Source organism: Patescibacteria group bacterium (genome assembly GCA_041651155.1).
GTDB lineage: Bacteria > Patescibacteriota > Patescibacteriia > CAIXNZ01 > CAIXNZ01 > JAPLYF01.
In genome coordinates, this window is the sequence record JBAZJU010000001.1 from 277,323 (window position 1) to 295,197 (window position 17,875).

At 37.6% G+C, this 17,875-nt stretch carries 19 protein-coding genes; 14 read left to right on the forward strand and 5 right to left on the reverse strand.

What is annotated here, in order from left to right:
- The first annotated feature begins 144 nt into the window (after positions 1-144).
- Together WC460_01505 and WC460_01510 are read left to right on the forward strand one after the other, a co-directional pair.
- Positions 145-1,194: a hypothetical protein gene (locus tag WC460_01505; GenBank protein ID MFA5188018.1), complete on the forward strand. Its 1,050-nt coding sequence runs from the start codon at positions 145-147 to the stop codon at positions 1,192-1,194.
- A 153-nt stretch (positions 1,195-1,347) separates the two neighbouring features.
- Positions 1,348-1,932 carry a hypothetical protein gene (locus WC460_01510; protein MFA5188019.1) on the forward strand — a complete coding sequence of 195 codons (585 nt, stop codon included), beginning with the start codon at positions 1,348-1,350 and terminating at the stop codon, positions 1,930-1,932.
- A 128-nt stretch (positions 1,933-2,060) separates the two neighbouring features.
- Here the strand turns inward: WC460_01510 and gyrB are convergent, their stop codons facing one another.
- Positions 2,061-4,103 (reverse strand): DNA topoisomerase (ATP-hydrolyzing) subunit B, encoded by a 2,043-nt coding sequence (gene gyrB / locus WC460_01515; GenBank protein ID MFA5188020.1) that lies wholly within the window; start codon positions 4,101-4,103, stop codon positions 2,061-2,063.
- A 275-nt stretch (positions 4,104-4,378) separates the two neighbouring features.
- Here gyrB and WC460_01520 point away from each other — a divergent pair, with 275 nt between their 5' ends.
- From WC460_01520 to WC460_01545, 6 genes are all read left to right on the forward strand, one after another.
- Positions 4,379-5,221, forward strand: coding sequence for a hypothetical protein (locus WC460_01520; GenBank protein ID MFA5188021.1), 843 nt, complete (start codon positions 4,379-4,381; stop codon positions 5,219-5,221).
- An 18-nt stretch (positions 5,222-5,239) separates the two neighbouring features.
- Complete coding sequence (gene rodA, locus WC460_01525; GenBank protein MFA5188022.1) at positions 5,240-6,343, forward strand: rod shape-determining protein RodA; 1,104 nt, start codon at positions 5,240-5,242, stop codon at positions 6,341-6,343.
- A 110-nt stretch (positions 6,344-6,453) separates the two neighbouring features.
- The gene (locus tag WC460_01530) at positions 6,454-7,149 is read left to right on the forward strand and encodes a 50S ribosomal protein L25 (protein MFA5188023.1); all 696 of its coding nucleotides are present in this window, start codon (positions 6,454-6,456) and stop codon (positions 7,147-7,149) included.
- 80 nt (positions 7,150-7,229) lie between these two features.
- Positions 7,230-8,261 carry a DUF3048 domain-containing protein gene (locus WC460_01535; protein ID MFA5188024.1) on the forward strand — a complete coding sequence of 344 codons (1,032 nt, stop codon included), beginning with the start codon at positions 7,230-7,232 and terminating at the stop codon, positions 8,259-8,261.
- A 121-nt stretch (positions 8,262-8,382) separates the two neighbouring features.
- Complete coding sequence (locus tag WC460_01540; protein MFA5188025.1) at positions 8,383-8,865, forward strand: hypothetical protein; 483 nt, start codon at positions 8,383-8,385, stop codon at positions 8,863-8,865.
- Between the two features lie 242 nt (positions 8,866-9,107).
- Positions 9,108-9,638, forward strand: coding sequence for a hypothetical protein (locus WC460_01545; GenBank protein ID MFA5188026.1), 531 nt, complete (start codon positions 9,108-9,110; stop codon positions 9,636-9,638).
- A gap of 32 nt (positions 9,639-9,670) precedes the next feature.
- On the opposite strand, the gene prmC is transcribed toward WC460_01545, so the two are convergent.
- The 4 genes from prmC to WC460_01565 form a co-directional block, all read right to left on the reverse strand.
- Positions 9,671-10,555, reverse strand: coding sequence for a peptide chain release factor N(5)-glutamine methyltransferase (gene prmC, locus WC460_01550; protein ID MFA5188027.1), 885 nt, complete (start codon positions 10,553-10,555; stop codon positions 9,671-9,673).
- 101 nt (positions 10,556-10,656) lie between these two features.
- Positions 10,657-11,694 carry a peptide chain release factor 1 gene (gene prfA, locus WC460_01555; GenBank protein ID MFA5188028.1) on the reverse strand — a complete coding sequence of 346 codons (1,038 nt, stop codon included), beginning with the start codon at positions 11,692-11,694 and terminating at the stop codon, positions 10,657-10,659.
- Between the two features lie 253 nt (positions 11,695-11,947).
- Entirely contained in the window at positions 11,948-12,232 is a 285-nt protein-coding gene (rpmE, locus tag WC460_01560; GenBank protein MFA5188029.1) for a 50S ribosomal protein L31, read from the reverse strand.
- A complete protein-coding gene (locus WC460_01565; GenBank protein ID MFA5188030.1) occupies positions 12,201-13,352 on the reverse strand; it encodes an integrase core domain-containing protein in 1,152 nt (383 codons plus the stop codon). Before WC460_01565 ends, rpmE begins: the two co-directional genes overlap by 32 nt.
- 279 nt (positions 13,353-13,631) lie before the next feature.
- On the opposite strand from WC460_01565, the gene rpsB reads away from it, so the two are divergent.
- The 6 genes from rpsB (at position 13,632) to WC460_01595 (ending at position 17,866) form a co-directional block, all read left to right on the forward strand.
- The gene (rpsB, locus tag WC460_01570; GenBank protein MFA5188031.1) at positions 13,632-14,339 is read left to right on the forward strand and encodes a 30S ribosomal protein S2; all 708 of its coding nucleotides are present in this window, start codon (positions 13,632-13,634) and stop codon (positions 14,337-14,339) included.
- A gap of 25 nt (positions 14,340-14,364) precedes the next feature.
- Positions 14,365-14,952, forward strand: a complete 588-nt coding sequence (locus WC460_01575; GenBank protein MFA5188032.1) for a translation elongation factor Ts — start codon at positions 14,365-14,367, stop codon at positions 14,950-14,952.
- Between the two features lie 121 nt (positions 14,953-15,073).
- Positions 15,074-15,868: a regulatory iron-sulfur-containing complex subunit RicT gene (gene ricT / locus WC460_01580; GenBank protein ID MFA5188033.1), complete on the forward strand. Its 795-nt coding sequence runs from the start codon at positions 15,074-15,076 to the stop codon at positions 15,866-15,868.
- Positions 15,869-15,960: 92 nt separating this feature from the next.
- Positions 15,961-16,269 carry a hypothetical protein gene (locus WC460_01585; protein ID MFA5188034.1) on the forward strand — a complete coding sequence of 103 codons (309 nt, stop codon included), beginning with the start codon at positions 15,961-15,963 and terminating at the stop codon, positions 16,267-16,269.
- Between the two features lie 25 nt (positions 16,270-16,294).
- Positions 16,295-17,305 (forward strand): type I glyceraldehyde-3-phosphate dehydrogenase, encoded by a 1,011-nt coding sequence (gene gap, locus WC460_01590; GenBank protein ID MFA5188035.1) that lies wholly within the window; start codon positions 16,295-16,297, stop codon positions 17,303-17,305.
- A gap of 144 nt (positions 17,306-17,449) precedes the next feature.
- Positions 17,450-17,866: a hypothetical protein gene (locus tag WC460_01595; protein MFA5188036.1), complete on the forward strand. Its 417-nt coding sequence runs from the start codon at positions 17,450-17,452 to the stop codon at positions 17,864-17,866.
- Positions 17,867-17,875 lie beyond the last annotated feature (9 nt).

Genomic DNA, 17,875 nt, shown 5'->3' on the forward strand with positions numbered 1-17,875 from the left:
AAATTAAGTGGGAGAACGTAGATTCTTCCAGGGTGACAAAAAGTCACCCTGTTCATTCAAAGCTTGTAAATACTTGTAGGTTTTGAAGGTAACATCAGATTTGCTGGTGTTAAAAAGTAAATTGAAAAAATAGGGAGGTGCTAAATGATTTATACAGATACAGCTTTACTAAATTTAAATCCTGCAGATTTAGCGCAAGCAGATGACGCGGAAATCAATGCGCTTAGAAAACTTCTGCACCAAATGTGGGATGAGAGCAAGGGAGATGATAAAAAATACCATCGAGCTATTTGGGAACTCTGGGGTAGCTTATCTTATCCTTTCACGTCCACGGAAGTTGCTGAATATCAGGCAGAGAGAGAACTCACGCCTCGCCAGGCTTGGATTAAAAACTATAACGAGCGATTTAAGCCGGATAGTGATATTCTTTGCCTTAGCGATGCCGAGTTCGATGAAGTCTTTCGGCTTCTGCTTCGGCCTTATTCGGAAATTTATCAGCGTCTTGATGAACTAACGTCAAAACGCTGGAATCCTTTCCAGGCTGAATATTTGTATGAACTTGAACATATGACTTTCCCGATCTGTAAGCGGGATAGCTGGCTGGTCAGCAAAATCATGCAATATGATTTGGATGACTATAAAACCAGGATACTTCCTCACCTCGGTCTTAAGACCGAATGGCAGGAAGAGTCTGATGCCGAATATGAGGAATATCTTCTTGAGCTTTCTAATCGTAGCCTCTGGAGAAAATCTATTGACAAACTGAGATCTTGGAAATGGAGAATTAAATCTCTGTTTCAGAAACGTGAAAGTCCCTGGGAGCAACCTGGCATTCAGCAAGCCCTAACAGGCAGCATCTATGAGCAATCTCCGAGTGCATATGTACAGCTTAGATTCAGACGGGGTTATCACGAATTACCTGATCTAGTTTTTGTTCCCTTGGTACCTCTGGAATATTTCCGTCTTTCGTTCAATGGGCATGCTCTCTGCGGGTATGCTTACGGTCCTTGTTATTCTGAATATGGCATGCTTGACATGCTCGACAATTTTACCGGCAATGACGATGATTGGCGATTCATGGACGGTTTTAGTTACGAATTCAATCCGGTCAATTCATTTCCATGGAAGGATGAATTACCGGGTAATCCTGACCGCCTTTCGAATGATCATCGCATTGAATGCCGTTATTATTGATTATTTGCACCCCACCAGATCAGCCCTCGGGCCTCTGGTGGGGTTATTCATTTTCAAACCTCCTTGGGTGCTGTGAAAAAATGGAACAAAGAAGTGGTTTCCCAAACAGCAACCCTTAACAATTGGCTAGAATGCCAATGAGGAGGTAAAATTATGTGGAGTGATAATGGTTTAGCGAGTGAGCATCTTCAACCAAATTTTCCTAAAAATGTTTGGAGAGCTCTCTACCGGCATCTATGTGGGATTGATCCTAATTGGTGTACAGCTCATTTCATATTCGATGAAAAATGTGAGATCATTAGGTCATTCTTTAATGGTCCAAAATTTGGAGATTTTGGATCTTTAGTAAAACTCCCTAAACTTCTAAGGGGACAATTTTTTGAACGGTTGAAAACATACATGTTAGCACATCCATATAAATCTAACATTGTCGGCGATACCCGTTATGGTATCAAATTCTATAACCCTAGCTACAAAATTGAACTCATCAATGGCCGAACGGAAATTGTCTTTGAACATTGTGTTGAGGGAATTGTTCAAAACTATAACCCTCAAAAACATACTTTTGAGATTCAAAATCTGCGCGACATGTTTAGCGGGAAATCTGAAATGAGGGTTATTGATGGGAAGACATGGAATCAGTCCTGGAAAATGACAATGCAGGAACTTAAGCAACAGCTTAAGGATGATGGCCCTAATTTTCAGGCAACTGAAATATGCTATTTACCCCCAAAATAATCAATTAGCCGCAAAGCCCTGAACTCAACGAAGTTCAGGGCTCTTTTAATTATGTCAGAGTTACAAAAAAGCAGACACAAATGTCTGCTTTTAAAATTTACCTGCTAAAGCAGGGTATAAAAATAATTTTAAATATCCAGATTTTTTACATTCTTCGCATGAACCTCAATGAATTTTTTGCGGTTTTCAACTTCGTCTCCCATAAGGATTTCAAAGACTTCATCAGCTTTGGCAGCATCAAGTATATTAACTTTTTTCATCACGCGATGTTCTGGATCCATGGTTGTATTCCATAGCTGTTCTGGGTTCATTTCACCCAAGCCTTTGTATCTTTGGATCACAATTTTTTGTCCGCCTTTTGAAACCACTTCTGTTTCCTCTCCCTCAACTTCAACAACTTCTGTAATTTCTTCCTTTTCTTTTTTATTTTTTTCCGGTTTTTCTTTTAGTTTAGTCAGTTCAGCAATGATTTTTTCTTTTTCTTCATCACTATAAACATATCTGATTTCTTTGCCTTTAGCTAAACGATAAAGAGGCGGTTTGGCAATAAAAATGTGGCCGTTGGTAATTAATTGGGGAAAATAGCGATAGAATAAAGTTAAAAGCAAGGTTCTGATATGCGAACCATCAACATCAGCATCAGTCATGATAATGATTTTGCCATAGCGCAAATCTTCTATGTTAAATTGTTCGCCAATGTTTGTGCCAAGCGCAATGATTAAGGATTTTAATTCATTGTTAGCCAGCATTTTATCAATTCTGGCCCTTTCCACATTTAAAATTTTGCCGCGCAAGGGGAGGATAGCCTGAAATTCTCTGCTTCTTCCTTGTTTTGCTGAACCACCGGCAGAATCGCCCTCTACGATATATAGTTCAGATGCAGCCGGATCTTTTGATGAACAATCAGATAATTTGCCAGGCAAGGTAAATCCTTCTAAGGCGCCTTTTCGTAAAATTGTGTCGCGGGCAGTTTTGGCTGCTAAACGCGCTTTAGCTGCCAGCAAACATTTGCCAATTATGCTTTCAGCATCGCGCGGGTGTTCTTCCAGGTAGATACCAAAATTTTCGCTCATAACTGTGTCCACGATTGATTTTACTTCCGCATTGCCAAGCTTGGCTTTAGTCTGGCCTTCAAATTGCGGATTTTTTAATTTAACGCTGATTACAGATGTTAAACCTTCCAGAGTATCGTCGCCAGTTAAGTTTTCATCCTTTTCTTTGAGGATATTTTTACTGCGGGCGTAATTATTTAGTGTTCTGGTTAAAGCAGTTTTAAATCCAGCCAAATGCATGCCGCCTTCCAGGGTATAGATGTTATTGGCAAAAGTTAAAGTGTTTTCATTAAATTCAGTTGTATACTGCAGGGCGATTTCTACCATCACACCTTCAATTTCTTTTTGGACATAAAAAACATTATCATGCTTCGGCTCTTTAGTGTGGTTTAAATATTTTACATAAGAAGCAATGCCGCCTTCAAAATAAAAAGTATAGCTGATTTTGTTTTTTTTATCCCTGTCGTCCAAGACAACAATTTTTACGCCCTTTGTTAAATAAGCCTGCTGGCGCAAATGGTTGAGAATTATTTTAAGCTTGAATTCCAAGGTTGTAAAAATTTGGGGATCTGGCTGGAAAATAATGGTTGTGCCAGTGCCGCGAGCTGGCTTGGTCGGCTTTACTTTGGAAAGCGGCTTGCCGCGCTTGTATTCTTGAACCCAAAGTTTGCCGTCTCTTTTAACTTCCGCGCGCATATATTCTGACAGGGCATTAACAACTGACACGCCGACACCGTGCAAACCGCCGGAAACTTTATAGCCGCCTTCGCCGAATTTGCCGCCGGCATGAAGTTTTGTTAAAACTGTTTCTAAGGCCGAGACTTTTGTTTGGGGATGGATTTCAACCGGGATGCCGCGGCCATTATCCTCAACAGAAACAGTGCCGTCGGCAGCCAGAGTGATAATTATTAAATTACAAAAGCCTGCCATTGCTTCATCAATGGCATTATCAACAACTTCCCAGACAAGATGATGCAAGCCAGCTTCGGCAGTATTGCCGATGTACATTCCGGGCCTTTTTCGCACCGGTTCAAGGCCTTCTAAAACAGTAATTTGTTTGGCTGTATATTCACTGGAAGCTTTGCTTTTTGCTGTTAATTTTGGAGCTTTTGGGGACATAGGATAATGAGGTTAATGTAAAAAGAGTAAGAAGAGTAAAAAGGGTAAAAGGGGTAAGAAGGGATGGTAAATTTAAAATTGTTATAAGCAAATAAGCGACGGATTTGGCATCGCTTTCTAAGATAATTATATCATAGATTAGAGTATGGCTCAAGTTTGATTTTTACTAAGTAAAGTTAAAATGGTATAATGTAATTGATAAATACAAAAGACAAAATTCAAAAGATAAAATAAATCTAAATACAAAAATTCAAAATTTAAAATTAGGATGTACTATGATTCCAGAGGATAAAATATATGAAAAGCAGCTGGGGTTTTCTTATTGGTATGTGACCCACAAGCTTTTGTTAAAAACTATTATAACTATTATTTTGTTAGTTATAAATTTTGGTTTAATTGCGTATTTTCTTTTTTTAGCGATTTTTAATCTGGCTATTTTTCAAAAAAGCTATCAGGCTATTCTGAACGATTTAGTTTCGGCCAATCCTGACTATGCCATCTTGCGCCAGTTTAATTTGCCGCCTGAAATCAAAGTTGAGAGTATTACTACGTTGCAAAATACTGTCGGTTATGATATTGTAGCGGAAATCAGCAATGCTAACGACAAATGGTACGCGACTTTTGATTATCAGTTTAAAATAGGCGCTGAATTAACTCCTGTTAGAAAAGAATTTATTTATCCGGGGGAAACAAAGAAAATTGTTAATCTGTCGGTCGTGGACGGAAATTTAGCTTCTGAAGCGGTTATTTCCAATGTAATCTGGCAAAAGGAAATTGATTTTGCCCAGCTGTATCAGGAAAAATTTAAATTTAATATTAAGGATGTGAAATTTATTCCTGCCCAGGAACTTGGCTTGGGAGAGAAAGTCCCGGTCAGCCGCGTTAGTTTGACGATTGAAAATTTAAGCGCCTATAATTACAAAAATATAAATTTATTAATCACCTTGAGCTCTGGCGGTCAGCCGGCTGCCCTTACTCAATTTCCGAGCAGTACGCTTGCTAGCGGCGCCTCTAGAAATTTGGATATTAATTTTTTCCAGCGTTTGCCCAAAATTGACAAGGTGGAAGTTATCCCAGAAGCGAATATTTTTGATGAGTCTATATTTTTGAAATATTAAGCAGGGGTCTTTGATTTTATGAAATTGAATAGAATAAATGTAATTTTCCAAAAATTTGATTGGCTGCTTTTAATCACTATTTGTCTTTTAACCATCTTGGGCCTGGTCATTATTTACAGCGTCGCCACTGGCAGCGGCACGGATCAGAGCTTAATTAATTTTAAAAAACAAGTAGCTTTTTTTATTTTAGGCATTTTTTTGCTTTTTTTTGCGGCTATTTTTTTTGATTATAGAATTTTGATAAAATATAATTTTTTAATCTATGGGTTGGGCGTTGTTTTGCTTTTGGCTGTTTTAATTTTTGGCAGGACTATCAGAGGTACGACCGGCTGGTTTAATTTGGGAATTTTTGCTTTCCAGCCTGTTGAATTTGTTAAAATTTTCATGATTATTTATTTAAGCAAATATCTCAGTGATAAGGCCAAATACATCAGCCAATTTAAATATCTTGTGTTAAGCAGTTTGGGCGTGATTTTAGTTATGGTGCTGATTGCCCTGCAGCCTGATTTTGGCTCTGCCTTGATTATTTTTTGTTTATGGCTAGTTTTGATTTTGCTGACTGGCATAAAAAAAAGCCATCTCCTGATTTTAATTGGTTTATTCCTGATCAGCAGCGTAGTGCTATGGTTTTTTGTTTTTCAGGGTTATCAAAAAGAAAGGATAAAAGTTTTTATTGATCCCAGTCTTGATCCTCTAGGTCGGGGCTATAATGTGAGCCAGGCAATAATTGCTGTCGGCTCCGGGCAGTTATGGGGCAAAGGCCTGGCTTTTGGCTCCCAAAGCCAGCTAAAATTTTTGCCTGAAAGCCAGACTGATTTTATTTTCGCAGTCTTAGCGGAAGAATTGGGCTTGGCTGGCGTGATCCTGTTTTTAGGCTTATTAGCTTTTTTGTTTTTACGCTTAATTAAAATTGCCAAAAATTGCAGGGATAATTTTGCCATGTACATAATAGTCTCTATAATTTCACTTTTTTTTATCCAGACTATTGTTAATGTCGGCGGCAACTTGGGTATTTTGCCTTTAACCGGCATTACCTTGCCCTTTATGAGTTATGGCGGCAGTTCCTTAATAGCTAATTTGCTTTTAATCGGGTTGGCAGAATCAATTGTTGTCCGCCAATAAATTCTTTCAATTAGCTTGTGGTTGTTGACAAATTTATAAAAATATTTTAAGATGATTAAATAAATTGCCTTTTGGCAGAAATTATTGAATGTAAAAATTAATTAAACATTATGACAAATTTTTCAATTAAAGCCCAAGCCAGAGAATTAATAGGTAAAAAAGTTAAAAGTCTAAGGATTAAAGGCTTAATTCCAGCTGTTTTATTCGGGCACAACATAAAAAATCAAAACCTTACAGTCAAGCGAAACGAATTTTTGAAAGTATATGGCCAAAGCGGCGAGAGTAATTTGGTAGATTTGCAGATTGATGAGAAAAAACCAGTTAAAATTTTGGTTCATGATTTACAAAGAGATCCGGAAAATGATGAAATAATTCATGCTGATTTTTATCAGATCAGTGAAGATGAAAAATTAAAAACAAGAGTTAAATTGGAGTTTGTCGGCGAAGCGCCGGCAGTCAAAGAATTGGGCGGCGTGCTGGTTAAAAATTTGGATGAAATTGAAATTGAATGTTTGCCTAAAGATCTGGAACTTTTAGGTGAGTTAAAAGTTGACTTATCGTCTTTAAAAACCTTGAATTCCGCAGTTCATATTAAAGATCTGGAAGTCCCAAATCAAATTAAGATACTTGCTTCACCCGATGAAGTTGTCGCTTTGGTCGCCGAGGTCAAGGAAGAGGCTGTGGTTGAAGCGAAACCCATTGCTGAAATAGAAGTGGTGAAAAAGGAAAAGGAAGGTGAAGAAGCTAAAGAGGGGGCGGTTGGGGAGAAATCTGATGCCAAGGGCGGCAGTAATGAAAAAAAATAATTTTTTGCTTAAATATACTCCACTGGCTGGGGTATATTTAAAATATATAAAATTTTAAAATTACAGTTAGTTAAAATAATATGAAAAAACTTTTTTATCTTATTTTGGCTCTGAGCATTCTCGGGCTCAGCGGCTGCGAATTAGTCAGGATTTTAAACTACAAAATGATCAGCAGTCCGAATTTAGTTTTGAGGCAAAATATTGAACCGGAGATAATTCGCCGTAAAATTGACGGCCAGGAAGTAAAATCAGAAGCTGAGGCAAATTTATATCCAGTGGCCATCATGGTTGAGAATGCCGCTGATTCATGGCCAGCCAGCGGATTGGATAAAGCAAATTTAGTATTTGAAGCCATTACCGAAGGGTCTATTCCGCGTTTTGTGGCGCTCTATGCGAATTCTGAGGAAATAAAAAAAATCGGGCCAGTGCGTTCTGCCAGGCCATATTATTTAGACTGGATAGATCCTTATGAACCACTTTATCTCCATGTCGGCGGATCTCCCGATGCTTTGGCTAAAATAAAAAGCGGCAATTGTGCTCTTACTGATTTGAATCAATTTTGGAATGCCCAAAACTTTTGGCGGGATAAATGGCGCTATGCTCCGCACAATGTTTATACTTCTTCGGAATTGATTAAACAGGCATTGGCAGATAAAGAATTAACTGCGCCAACTGATTATCAGACGTGGCCCTATAAAAAAGATTTAGAATTAGAAAAACGGCCGGAGCAGGTTAATGACATTGCTATTAATTATGCCCAGCAATATTACAAAGTAAGATGGCAGTATAATCGCGAGGAAAATAATTATATCCGTTATCAAAATGGCGATATCCATAAAATGAGCGATGGGGAATGGATTAAAGCCAAAAATGTAATTGTCCAGGTCAATGATATGATCGTGCTTGATGAGGTGGGCCGAAAAAAAATCACCACCACTGGCGAAGGCAAAGCCTGGATTTTTAGAGACGGCGAAACTACTGCCGGCCAATGGAAGAAAGATGATATAAAATCAATCATAAAATATTACGATAATAATGGCAAAGAAATTGAATTAAATGGCGGCACGACTTGGGTAGAAGTAATTCCCAACGAAGATTTCTTAAGATATTGATGCTGAATTACGAAGTCAGAATTATGAATTATGAGATATGAGATATGAAATTTGGTAGTTTTAAAATTCCTAAAATCCGGGAATTTTTTATTTAGATCAAGATTGACATTTAGTTTGTGTTGTGCTAAATTTTAGTAAAATAAATTTAAAAAACAAGGAGGTGATTTTCTTGGAGGAAAGAAAATTTAAAGTATCAGCGCATATCAGAGTAAAATCCGATGTGCAATCCGGCATTACTATTGCGCCACCAATGGAAACAAAGATAGATAGTTATATCCAGCCCTTGGCCAGATTATTTCAGCACGTAAAAGCAGAATTTGAAGAGAATTTCAAGGGCATTAAAGTGGCTGAAGTAACTAATATCAGAATTAGCATAAGCCAGGAAAGACAATTTGCACTAAGCGCGCATCTATTTGTCCAAATACCGGAATTGTTTACCTGTTCAATTGATAAAAAAACCGGCGATCAAAAATTTGAACTAAGCCGGCTCTTTGAGCAATTTGAAGAGGTGGCAAAAACTCTTTACTCTGACTTTGAAGCGATCGTTTATTTAAGGGTTTTGCCCATAAACAAATTGGGCGAATCCACTGGAATTAAATTTTAAAAACCTTTTGGGCTTAAGGAAGCGAAAAGGTTTTTTAAAATAGGAAGAAATTTTAAGTTTTATTTTGTAATGGCAAGAGCCCGATCATGTCCGCAAAAATCCTTTATGACTTTAAATTTATATTTTGGGCCGTTATTTTTATTCTCAATAAAAGCAATTGAATTGTGTTGACTTAATAATTTAAAATAGTTAAGATGTGCTTAGGATTTAATGCCGAGTACTTTAAAAAGGAGGAAACTGAGATGTCAATAACTGAGCTAAAAAAACCCGGTGAGATTGTAAATTTTAAAATCACCAAACCTGACTCAAAAAAAATTTATTGGGTGCAAGCCCTGGTCAATGGCGTTTACGGGGATAATCTGGTAATTGAGGGAGGATGGTTTGTCCTGGAGGGCAAAAAATGGTATCCGGTCAATTGCGGTCATCAATATGAAATAGGAACAACGCCACCCCAACTTTTCCCCACTGCTAAATTATTAAAAACAGGGATTGATTTTCCTCCAGAGATTCCCAAGATTAACCAGGCAGTAAAGATTAGCTGGGATGAACCCACTATTCCCGATAAATTTGATTCATTTGAAATCGGTTCCCTGGTGCGAGTCAGGCAAAAGATTTGCCTTAAAGGCAAAGAAGACATCGTATTGATTGATGTCACAAATCCTCGCCAGGTCGGGTATTCAAATAAACCGCAACGAGTATTTTTTGCCAAAAACAAATTTTTCGTTAATGACTTTCGAGGGCGAAGTTGTCCTGCGGAAATAACGCTTCTCTGAAAGCAAAAAAAGGCCTCAGCAAATGGGGTCTTTTAAAATTTTGAAATTATTACTGCGCGATCATGGCCGCAAAGATCTTTTATGATTTGAACTTTGTATTTTGGCAAGGCTTGCTTAGCCAGATTTTTAATTCTTTGTCCTTGTTTGTGTCCGATTTCCAGAAAAATCGCTTTTGGTTTTAAATTATATTTTTGCACCTGGGCAAAGAGCTGACGAAAATATTTTAAGCCGTCAGATCCGCCGTCATAAGCTAGTTTGGGCTCAAATTTTAAGCCAATTGTATCTGAGGAGGGGAGAAGGTTCTCTTCTTTTTTATCAAGGTAGGGGAGGTTGGCTGTGATGATGGAATTCTGAATGACGAAAGCCGAATTCTGAATTTTGTTAAGTGGTTGGAGAAGATTGCCCTTGAGAAACTTAATTTTTGCTTTATTGTCTTTGGCATTTTGTTTGGCGATATTTAAAGCTTTGGCTGAAATGTCTGTGGCAAGAAATTTAGTGTTTTGGATGTTTTTAGCTAAGGCAATGATAATTGCGCCTGAACCGACTCCTATTTCAATAATTCCGATTACGGATTGCTGATTACGGATTGCTGATTTGTGGTATTTAATTATTTCTTCAACCAAGATTTCTGTTTCTGGGCGGGGGATGAGGACGTTTCTATTAACTTTAAAGTCAAGGCCGTAGAATTCCTTATGCCCGAGAATATAGGCGATTGGCTCGCCTTTGAAACGGCGTCTAAACAATTTTTTAAATTGGTTAAATTGAGAATTTGTTAATTTTTTTTCTGGGTATTCAAAAAGATATTCTTTGGGTTTGGTCAAAACTTTTGTTAAAAGAAGTTCAATATCTAAAATTGGGCTGCTTGATTTCGCTTTTAAGTGTGCTGAATAAATTTTGATAATTTGTTTGATTTGCATATAACGATTGTAAAACGGTTGTAAGATTGTAGTAATACAGTTGTAGGACATTGTAAAACAATTGTATTACTATGTCTTACTATTATCTTACAATCACCAATTTATTCATCAGCTTCTTTGAGGGCATTAATTATTGGCGCAAGATCTCCATCCAAAATTTTCGGCATATTGTGCCAGCTTTCTTTGATGCGATGATCCGTAATTCTGTCCTGAGGAAAATTATAGGTCCTGATTTTTTCCGCGCGCATGGCAGTGCCGATTTGGATTTTTCTTTTGGCTCTGAGTTCTTTCATCTTTTTTTCTTCTTCATAGGCAAAGAGGCGTGAACGCAGAATTTCCATGGCTTTTTCTCTGTTTTGCAATTGAGATCTTTCATCCTGGCAGGAAACTACGATGCCAGAAGGATTATGCACGATTCTAACAGCTGAATATGTGGTGTTAACACTTTGCCCGCCGTGGCCGCCTGAGCAAAAAGTATCAATTCTTAAATCTTTCGGGTCAATTTTAAAGTCCACCTCTTCAATAATCGGCAAAACTGCGACTGAAGCAGTTGAGGTATGGACACGGCCGCTTTTTTCAGTTGCCGGCACTCTTTGGACTCTATGAACGCCGCTTTCATATTTCATGTCTCCGTAAACATCATGCCCTTTGATTTCAGCAATGACTTCTTTCAGGCCGCCGATTCCAATTTGATTGGACGAAAGCATTTGCACGCTCCAGCTTTTGCTTTCCGCATAACGGGAATACATGCGAAAAAGTTCAGCGGCAAATAAAGCTGCTTCATCTCCGCCTGCGCCAGCTCTTATTTCTAAAATCACATCTTTTTTATCATGCGGATCTTTGGGCTTGAGAAATAATTTGATTTCATTTTCAATTTTTGCTTTTTCAGGAATAAGCTTGGACAGCTCTGATTCAGCCAGTTCTTTTAACTCTTTTATTTTCAATGATTCATTGGCCTCATCAATGCCCTGATCAATTTTTTGCAATCTAATGATTTTTTTGTATACGTCATTATAATCTGCAAATTCACGGCTGATTTTTTTATATTCTGCCGCATTATTAATAATAGCAGGATCCTGGAGCTGCTTTTGGAGTTGGTTGTATTTGTCTAGGATTTTTTGATATTCAGGGTTGTTCATAGGATGTGGAATATCTGAAACACGGATTAATTTCACAGATTAACACTGATAAATAATTCTCGTTGGTATCTGTGAAATCAGCCCGCCTTGCTCGCTATTAATTCGGATTATTAAGAAAATAAAGGGATCAAGGCAAGCGAGGCAGGTGATAAAAAATCCGTGGTTTTATTATAACACAAAACCCCCATTTAGTCGGGGGTTATGTTTTATAACAATAACCTCCTTCGCGTAAAAACGAAGGTAGGGGTAGTAGTTATTTTTTTGTTTTCTTGGCTTTTTTCGCAGACTGGGCAGCTTTTTTAACCTTTTTGCCTTTTCTGGCAATGGCTAATTCAGCTTTTTTTGCCACTCTTTGTTTGAATCTATCAACGCGGCCGGCAGTGTCAACCAGCTTTTGTTTGCCGGTATAAAATGGATGGCAAGCTGAACAAAGTTCAACTTGTATTTCAGGCGCAGTTGAGCCCACTATAAATTCATTGCCGCAGGCGCAAATTACCTTGGCTTTGTCATAGTATTTCGGATGGATTTCTTTTTTCATAATGGTGATTAATTTTTGAATATATTAAACTTATCATAAAAAATAATATTTGGCAAGTAGGTGTACAAGATGAGTACATAGGTAACACTTTAGAATATTGAAGGGGTGTTTGGTAATTTAAGGAATAATGAGGCCTGCGGAAATTGTATTCAATAAGCCATTCGGTCAAGGCCTTGTTGAATTGCTTAACATCGGGATTAAAGTTACCCATGTCCAGAAATTCAGTTTCCAACGTCTGGTTAAACCTTTCACAGTCGGGGTTGTCCTTTGGGGTTCTGATTCTGCTGAAGTACTGCTTGATGCCAAGCTTCAGGCAAGCCTGTTGAAAGTACTTTTTAAATTCAGTTCCGTTATCATGGCCGACTCGGGGAATCTGTCCATCCAGCAAATAATTGAACCTGTAAAGAAAATCCTCTCCATTTTTTGAAGTCTTGGTATGATAGGATCTGGCATAAGCAAATTTACCATATTTATCTATCGCTGTAAAAACATAACGCTTTAATTTCAGCCGGTAAATTGTAATCGTATCAAGGCAAATGATATACCCCGCTTTTTTCTTGTAACTCGGCAGCTTGCCCACTAGTTCGATTGTTCTTTTCTTCCTCCCCATTTTCTTCGTTTGAGCCCGTTTTTTGCTGGTTTTATCCGTTTTGGAGTGATTGTAATACAAGCGGTACTTTTTGATTGTATACTGGACTTTCCAGGCGCTGATTTTGACCCCGAATTCACTCTCGTAAATCCTAGCAATTTTTTCCTTGCCGTACCTGATACGATCTTTGCGTAAGGCAATAATCCTGCTTTCTTCTAAAGGCGTAATTTCTCTGTGCCGAACATGCTTAGGCGCTCGGGATCTGTCTGCCAGCTTGTATAGGCTGTAAAGGTTGTCTTCATCAAATTCCTTAAACCATTTGTAGAATGTTTTAGGGGCGATGTCAAAATGGCGGCTGGTTTCCGCGGGGCTATGGTCATAGCTGTAAATTATCCAATCAAGACGCTGCTTTGCCTCTTTTGAGACCTTAAGTATCTTGGCTACCTTACGCCATCTTTCAAATTTATTTAAAAGCTTTATTTCGGGAACAAGATAATATGGAGCTATTTTTTTAACATGTGGTGCTAGCATAGTTGATGAGATTAGGTATTTAACCCTTCATTTTGCCCTTTTTGCCTATTTTAGGCAATCTAGAAGTGTTACCTATGTATCTCATCTTCCGCAGTAGGCAAGATGATTGAGGCTAAAATTTGTGGGAATAAACTGCTTAAGCCTTGCATCAATTTTGTTTCTGTGATAAGATTCAAATCAAGTTTTATTTAATTTTAATTACTCATTTAATCTCCCACATCTGGTATTTTTCCTTGCCCTAATCGGGTGAAGCCGGATGGAGGTTAGAAAGGAAAAACTATGACAAAAATCCCTGATATTTTGGAGCTTTTAAAGGCAGGCGCGCATTTTGGCCATCAATCATCTCGCTGGCACCCAAAAATGGAACCTTATATTTTTGGCGTTCGCAACGGCGTTCATATTATTGATCTAGAAAAAACAGCTCAAAAATTGCAAGAAGCCCAGGATTTTATTAAAAAGGTAGTTTCTAATAATGGGACTATTTTATTTTTGGGCACAAAAAGACAAGTTCAGCCGATTTTAGAGCGTGAAGCAAAAAGATGCGGCATGCCATATATCAGCCAGCGCTGGATCGGCGGCTTTTTAACTAATTTCCCAGTGGTCATTAAATTGACCAAAAAATATAAAGATCTGGTTAAAAAAAGAGATAGCGGTGAATTAAGCAAATACACTAAAAAAGAACAGATTAATTTTGAAAAAGAAATCGCCAAGCTTGAGTCAATGGTTTATGGTGTCAAAGATATTGAAAAAATCCCTGATGTAATTTTTATCTGGGATGTAAAAACTGAGAAAACAGCGGTTAAAGAGTCAAAAGTAAAACACGTGCCAATTATCGGCATTTGCGATACCAATACCAATCCTGAAGACATTGCTTGCGTTATTCCGATCAATGATGATGCGACCAAAACCATTGAATTGGTTATGACTTATATTGCTGATTGCGTGATTGATGCCAAGGGCAAAGTCGCAGAACCAGAGAAAAAATAAAAACTAAATATTAATTTTAAAAAATATGAAAATTGATTTGGAATTAATTACAAAATTAAGAAATCAGACTGGTGCTGGCGTGGTTGATTGCCGGGAAGCTTTGATTGAAGCTGAAGGAGATATAGACAAAGCCATTGCTATCTTAAGAAAAAAAGGCGCAAAAATCGCCAGTAAAAGAGAGGCTAAAGAGGCGAGTGAAGGCATTATTTATGCTTATATCCATGCTAATGGCAGAGTTGGAGCTTTGGTGGAATTAAAATGTGAAACAGATTTTGTCGCCCAAAACCAGGAATTTAAAAATTTAGCCCATGACCTGGCCCTGCAGATTGCCGCTCAAAGCCCGTTATATGTTGCGCCTGAAGATGTGCCAGAAGAAATATTGAACAAAGAAAAAGATCTTTATAAAGAGCAATTAATACTTGAAGGCAAGTCTGAAAAAATGCTGGATAAGATAATTGAAGGCAAAATAAATAAATGGCATGAAGATGTCTGCCTGCTCAAGCAATCTTTTATTAAAAATGAAGATATTACCATTGAGGATTTGATAAATGAAAAAATTGCCAGTTTAGGTGAAAAGATCAAAGTCGGCGGTTTTTGCCGCAAACAAATTTAAAACACTGATTTTGTTCACAGATTGACACTGATATTTGTAAATATCCATGATAATAATCAGCGGTTCCAGGTTTTTATCATATGCAGATTCGTGATTTATTCGTTAAATTCGCATTATATTTATGAAGATAGCTGAAGTCCAATTTAATTTATGGGAAACGCCAGGCCAATTTTTATTAAACGAATTGGATTTAAAAATTGGCGATTATGTAATTGTGGAAACTGACACAGCAGTTGAAATAGGAAAAATTATTGAAATTAAAGAAATGGATGATAAAACAGCAACTCAGTCAGTTACCCCGATAAGCAGAAAAGCCACCTTAGCTGATTTGGAAAGTCTGGAAAAATATGAAAAGAGCAAAGAAGAGACGATGGATATCTGCAAAAAAATGATAATCAAAAACCAGCTGGCAATGAAGCTGATTGACATCCATTATTCTTTTGATGATAAGAGAATTACCTTTGCCTTTATTGCTAATGGCCGCGTTGATTTCCGGCCTTTGGTCAAAGATTTAACCAGGCAATTTCAAAAAAATATTCGCCTTCAGCAGCTCGGGGTTAGAGATGAGGCCAAAATTGACGGCGATATCGGCGCTTGCGGGATTGATCAGTGCTGCAAAACGCACCTCAAAGTTTTAGGCAATGTGAGCGCTGACCAGGCGCAATTGCAGCAAGTTTCTCATCGCGGGGCAGAAAGATTATCAGGCATCTGTGGCCGTTTAAAATGCTGCCTGCGTTATGAAAATGATTTGTATAAAGAATTATCAGCCAAATTTCCAGCCATTGGCAGTAAAGTTAAAACCCCGCGAGGCAAGGGTGAAGTGGTAGATTGGCATATTTTAAAACAAACAGTAAATGTCAGGCTGGCCGATGATCCTGATTCAATTGTTGATGTGCCTATTGATAAAATTAGTTAAGATGCTTTTAAAAAGGTTAAAAATCCTCTATACTATAAATAGGGGATTTTTATAATCCTAAAAAGTCGCTTTAATTATCTCAATAAAAAAATATGTCAAACAATTTAGATAATAAAAAACCAATTAAGCCTCAAGATTCCCAGGCAGTCTTATTTTTAAAGCTGCTTATCTTGCTTGTAATTGTAACATTGCCCGTGGCTTTTATGTTTTTGGATTTGTCTCGCACTTTTTTTATGGTGAATAACGGAATAGCTGGTTTAAATATTCAGGCTAATTCCAATATGTCCAAAGGCACTGTTAATGAATTTAATATCCAGGTGCCTTTGCCAGCTAAGGCCGCAGATATTAATTCAGTGCCAAAAGAAGAACTTGATTCTCTTTTCCCTGAACTTAAAAAATAAATACTTAATGATTAAAGCAAAAATTATGACAAAGATAGTCGCAATTAATGGCTTTGGCCGGATTGGCCGCCAGGCCTATAAAGCGGCGATTGATCTTAAATCCAAATTTAAAGTAGTGGCTGTCAATGACTTAACCGATCCAGCGACTTTGGCTTACCTTTTAAAATATGATTCAGTCTATGGACAATGGAAAGGGCATAAGGTTTCAGCCACTAAAGATTCTATTATTGTTGATGGCAATAAAATCCAGGTTTTTGCGGAAAAAGATCCCGGCAAATTGCCCTGGAAAAAGTTAAAAATTGACGTGGTTATTGAATCAACTGGTTTTTTTACTGAAAAGGAGGGCGCGAGCTTGCATTTGAAAGCAGGTGCGAAGGCAGTTGTTATTTCAGCGCCGACCAAATCTGAAGATATAAATACTTTTGTGATTGGCGCAAATGAAAAAAAACTGAAAAAAGGTGAACAAATTATTTCCAATGCTTCTTGTACTACAAATTGCACTTCGCCCGTGATGTCTGTTTTAATGAACCGTTTTGGCGTAAAAAAAGCCATGTTAACGACTGTTCATGCTTATACCGCCACTCAAAAGCTCGTTGATGGCCCTGATGCCAAAGATCCAAGACGGGGCAGGGCAGCTGCGGTAAATATTGTGCCCTCAACCACTGGCGCTGCAAATGCGGTTATCCAGACTTTGCCTGAACTTAAAAATAAATTTGACGGTCTATCAATCAGAGTACCTGTTATAACAGGATCATTAATTGACGTGACAGCGCTATTAAAGAAAAAAGTTACTGTTAAGCAAGTTAATGATGCATTTATTAGTGCGTCAAAAAATCCATTATATAAAAAAATAATTGGTGTGACTTATGATCCGATTGTTTCCACTGACACAATCGGCACGACCTTGTCTGCGATTGTTGATTTGGGTACAACGAAGGTGGTTGACGGGGATTTGGTCAAGGTTTTGGCTTGGTATGATAATGAATATGGATATTCATGCCGTTTGGCTGAAATGGTGGAAATGGTGAAGATCTGAATTATGAACTCTGAATTATGAATTATGAAATATTGATATATTAAGCGCTTCAGTAAAATGGGGCGCTTTTTCTTGACAATAAAAAAAATACGTGTTTAGATTTATTTAAGAAGAATACAATTGATCTTTAAAAAGGAGGAAAAAATGGATCTAAGGGATAAATTAGGGATTGTTTGTATTTTTTTAATGGTATTGGCTTTTGGGTTGGCTGGTTTTTTACATGTATATGAAAAAAAAGTTCTTCCCGAAGTCAAAGACGCAAAACAATATTTTGAGAATTACAAACAAAAAAATCCAGTGCCCAAAAATTGTAATGCAGAAGGGCCGATTGACACCAATGACTGGGAACAAAAAGCCAAGGTCTACACTTATGTTTATCAATGTGAAAAAGGAATAACCCCAGACGGCCGTTTGAAGGAATTAGAGATAAAATATCTCTTTGTCGTCTGTTCATCGCAGGGTTCAAATCTCAAACTGGATATTATTCCCAGATTTGAAAATCATCTGGATCTCGTGCCAACCAAGGATAATGTTGTTTGTGGCTCAAAAGGGCCAATCTGAAAGAAGTTA

Bases quoted from the DNA above. Each gene is read 5' to 3' on its own strand.
- rodA (MFA5188022.1), top strand. From the start codon at position 5,240: ATGAAATTGAATAGAATAAATGTAATTTTCCAAAAATTTGATTGGCTG.
- prmC (MFA5188027.1), bottom strand. From the start codon at position 10,555: ATGCAAATCAAACAAATTATCAAAATTTATTCAGCACACTTAAAAGCG.
- prfA (MFA5188028.1), bottom strand. From the start codon at position 11,694: ATGAACAACCCTGAATATCAAAAAATCCTAGACAAATACAACCAACTC.
- WC460_01510 (MFA5188019.1), top strand. From the start codon at position 1,348: ATGTGGAGTGATAATGGTTTAGCGAGTGAGCATCTTCAACCAAATTTT.
- WC460_01545 (MFA5188026.1), top strand. From the start codon at position 9,108: ATGTCAATAACTGAGCTAAAAAAACCCGGTGAGATTGTAAATTTTAAA.
- WC460_01505 (MFA5188018.1), top strand. From the start codon at position 145: ATGATTTATACAGATACAGCTTTACTAAATTTAAATCCTGCAGATTTA.
- WC460_01535 (MFA5188024.1), top strand. From the start codon at position 7,230: ATGAAAAAACTTTTTTATCTTATTTTGGCTCTGAGCATTCTCGGGCTC.
- rpmE (MFA5188029.1), bottom strand. From the start codon at position 12,232: ATGAAAAAAGAAATCCATCCGAAATACTATGACAAAGCCAAGGTAATT.
- WC460_01565 (MFA5188030.1), bottom strand. From the start codon at position 13,352: ATGCTAGCACCACATGTTAAAAAAATAGCTCCATATTATCTTGTTCCC.
- WC460_01585 (MFA5188034.1), top strand. From the start codon at position 15,961: ATGTCAAACAATTTAGATAATAAAAAACCAATTAAGCCTCAAGATTCC.
- ricT (MFA5188033.1), top strand. From the start codon at position 15,074: ATGAAGATAGCTGAAGTCCAATTTAATTTATGGGAAACGCCAGGCCAA.
- WC460_01520 (MFA5188021.1), top strand. From the start codon at position 4,379: ATGATTCCAGAGGATAAAATATATGAAAAGCAGCTGGGGTTTTCTTAT.
- gap (MFA5188035.1), top strand. From the start codon at position 16,295: ATGACAAAGATAGTCGCAATTAATGGCTTTGGCCGGATTGGCCGCCAG.
- WC460_01595 (MFA5188036.1), top strand. From the start codon at position 17,450: ATGGATCTAAGGGATAAATTAGGGATTGTTTGTATTTTTTTAATGGTA.
- WC460_01530 (MFA5188023.1), top strand. From the start codon at position 6,454: ATGACAAATTTTTCAATTAAAGCCCAAGCCAGAGAATTAATAGGTAAA.
- WC460_01575 (MFA5188032.1), top strand. From the start codon at position 14,365: ATGAAAATTGATTTGGAATTAATTACAAAATTAAGAAATCAGACTGGT.
- rpsB (MFA5188031.1), top strand. From the start codon at position 13,632: ATGACAAAAATCCCTGATATTTTGGAGCTTTTAAAGGCAGGCGCGCAT.
- gyrB (MFA5188020.1), bottom strand. From the start codon at position 4,103: ATGTCCCCAAAAGCTCCAAAATTAACAGCAAAAAGCAAAGCTTCCAGT.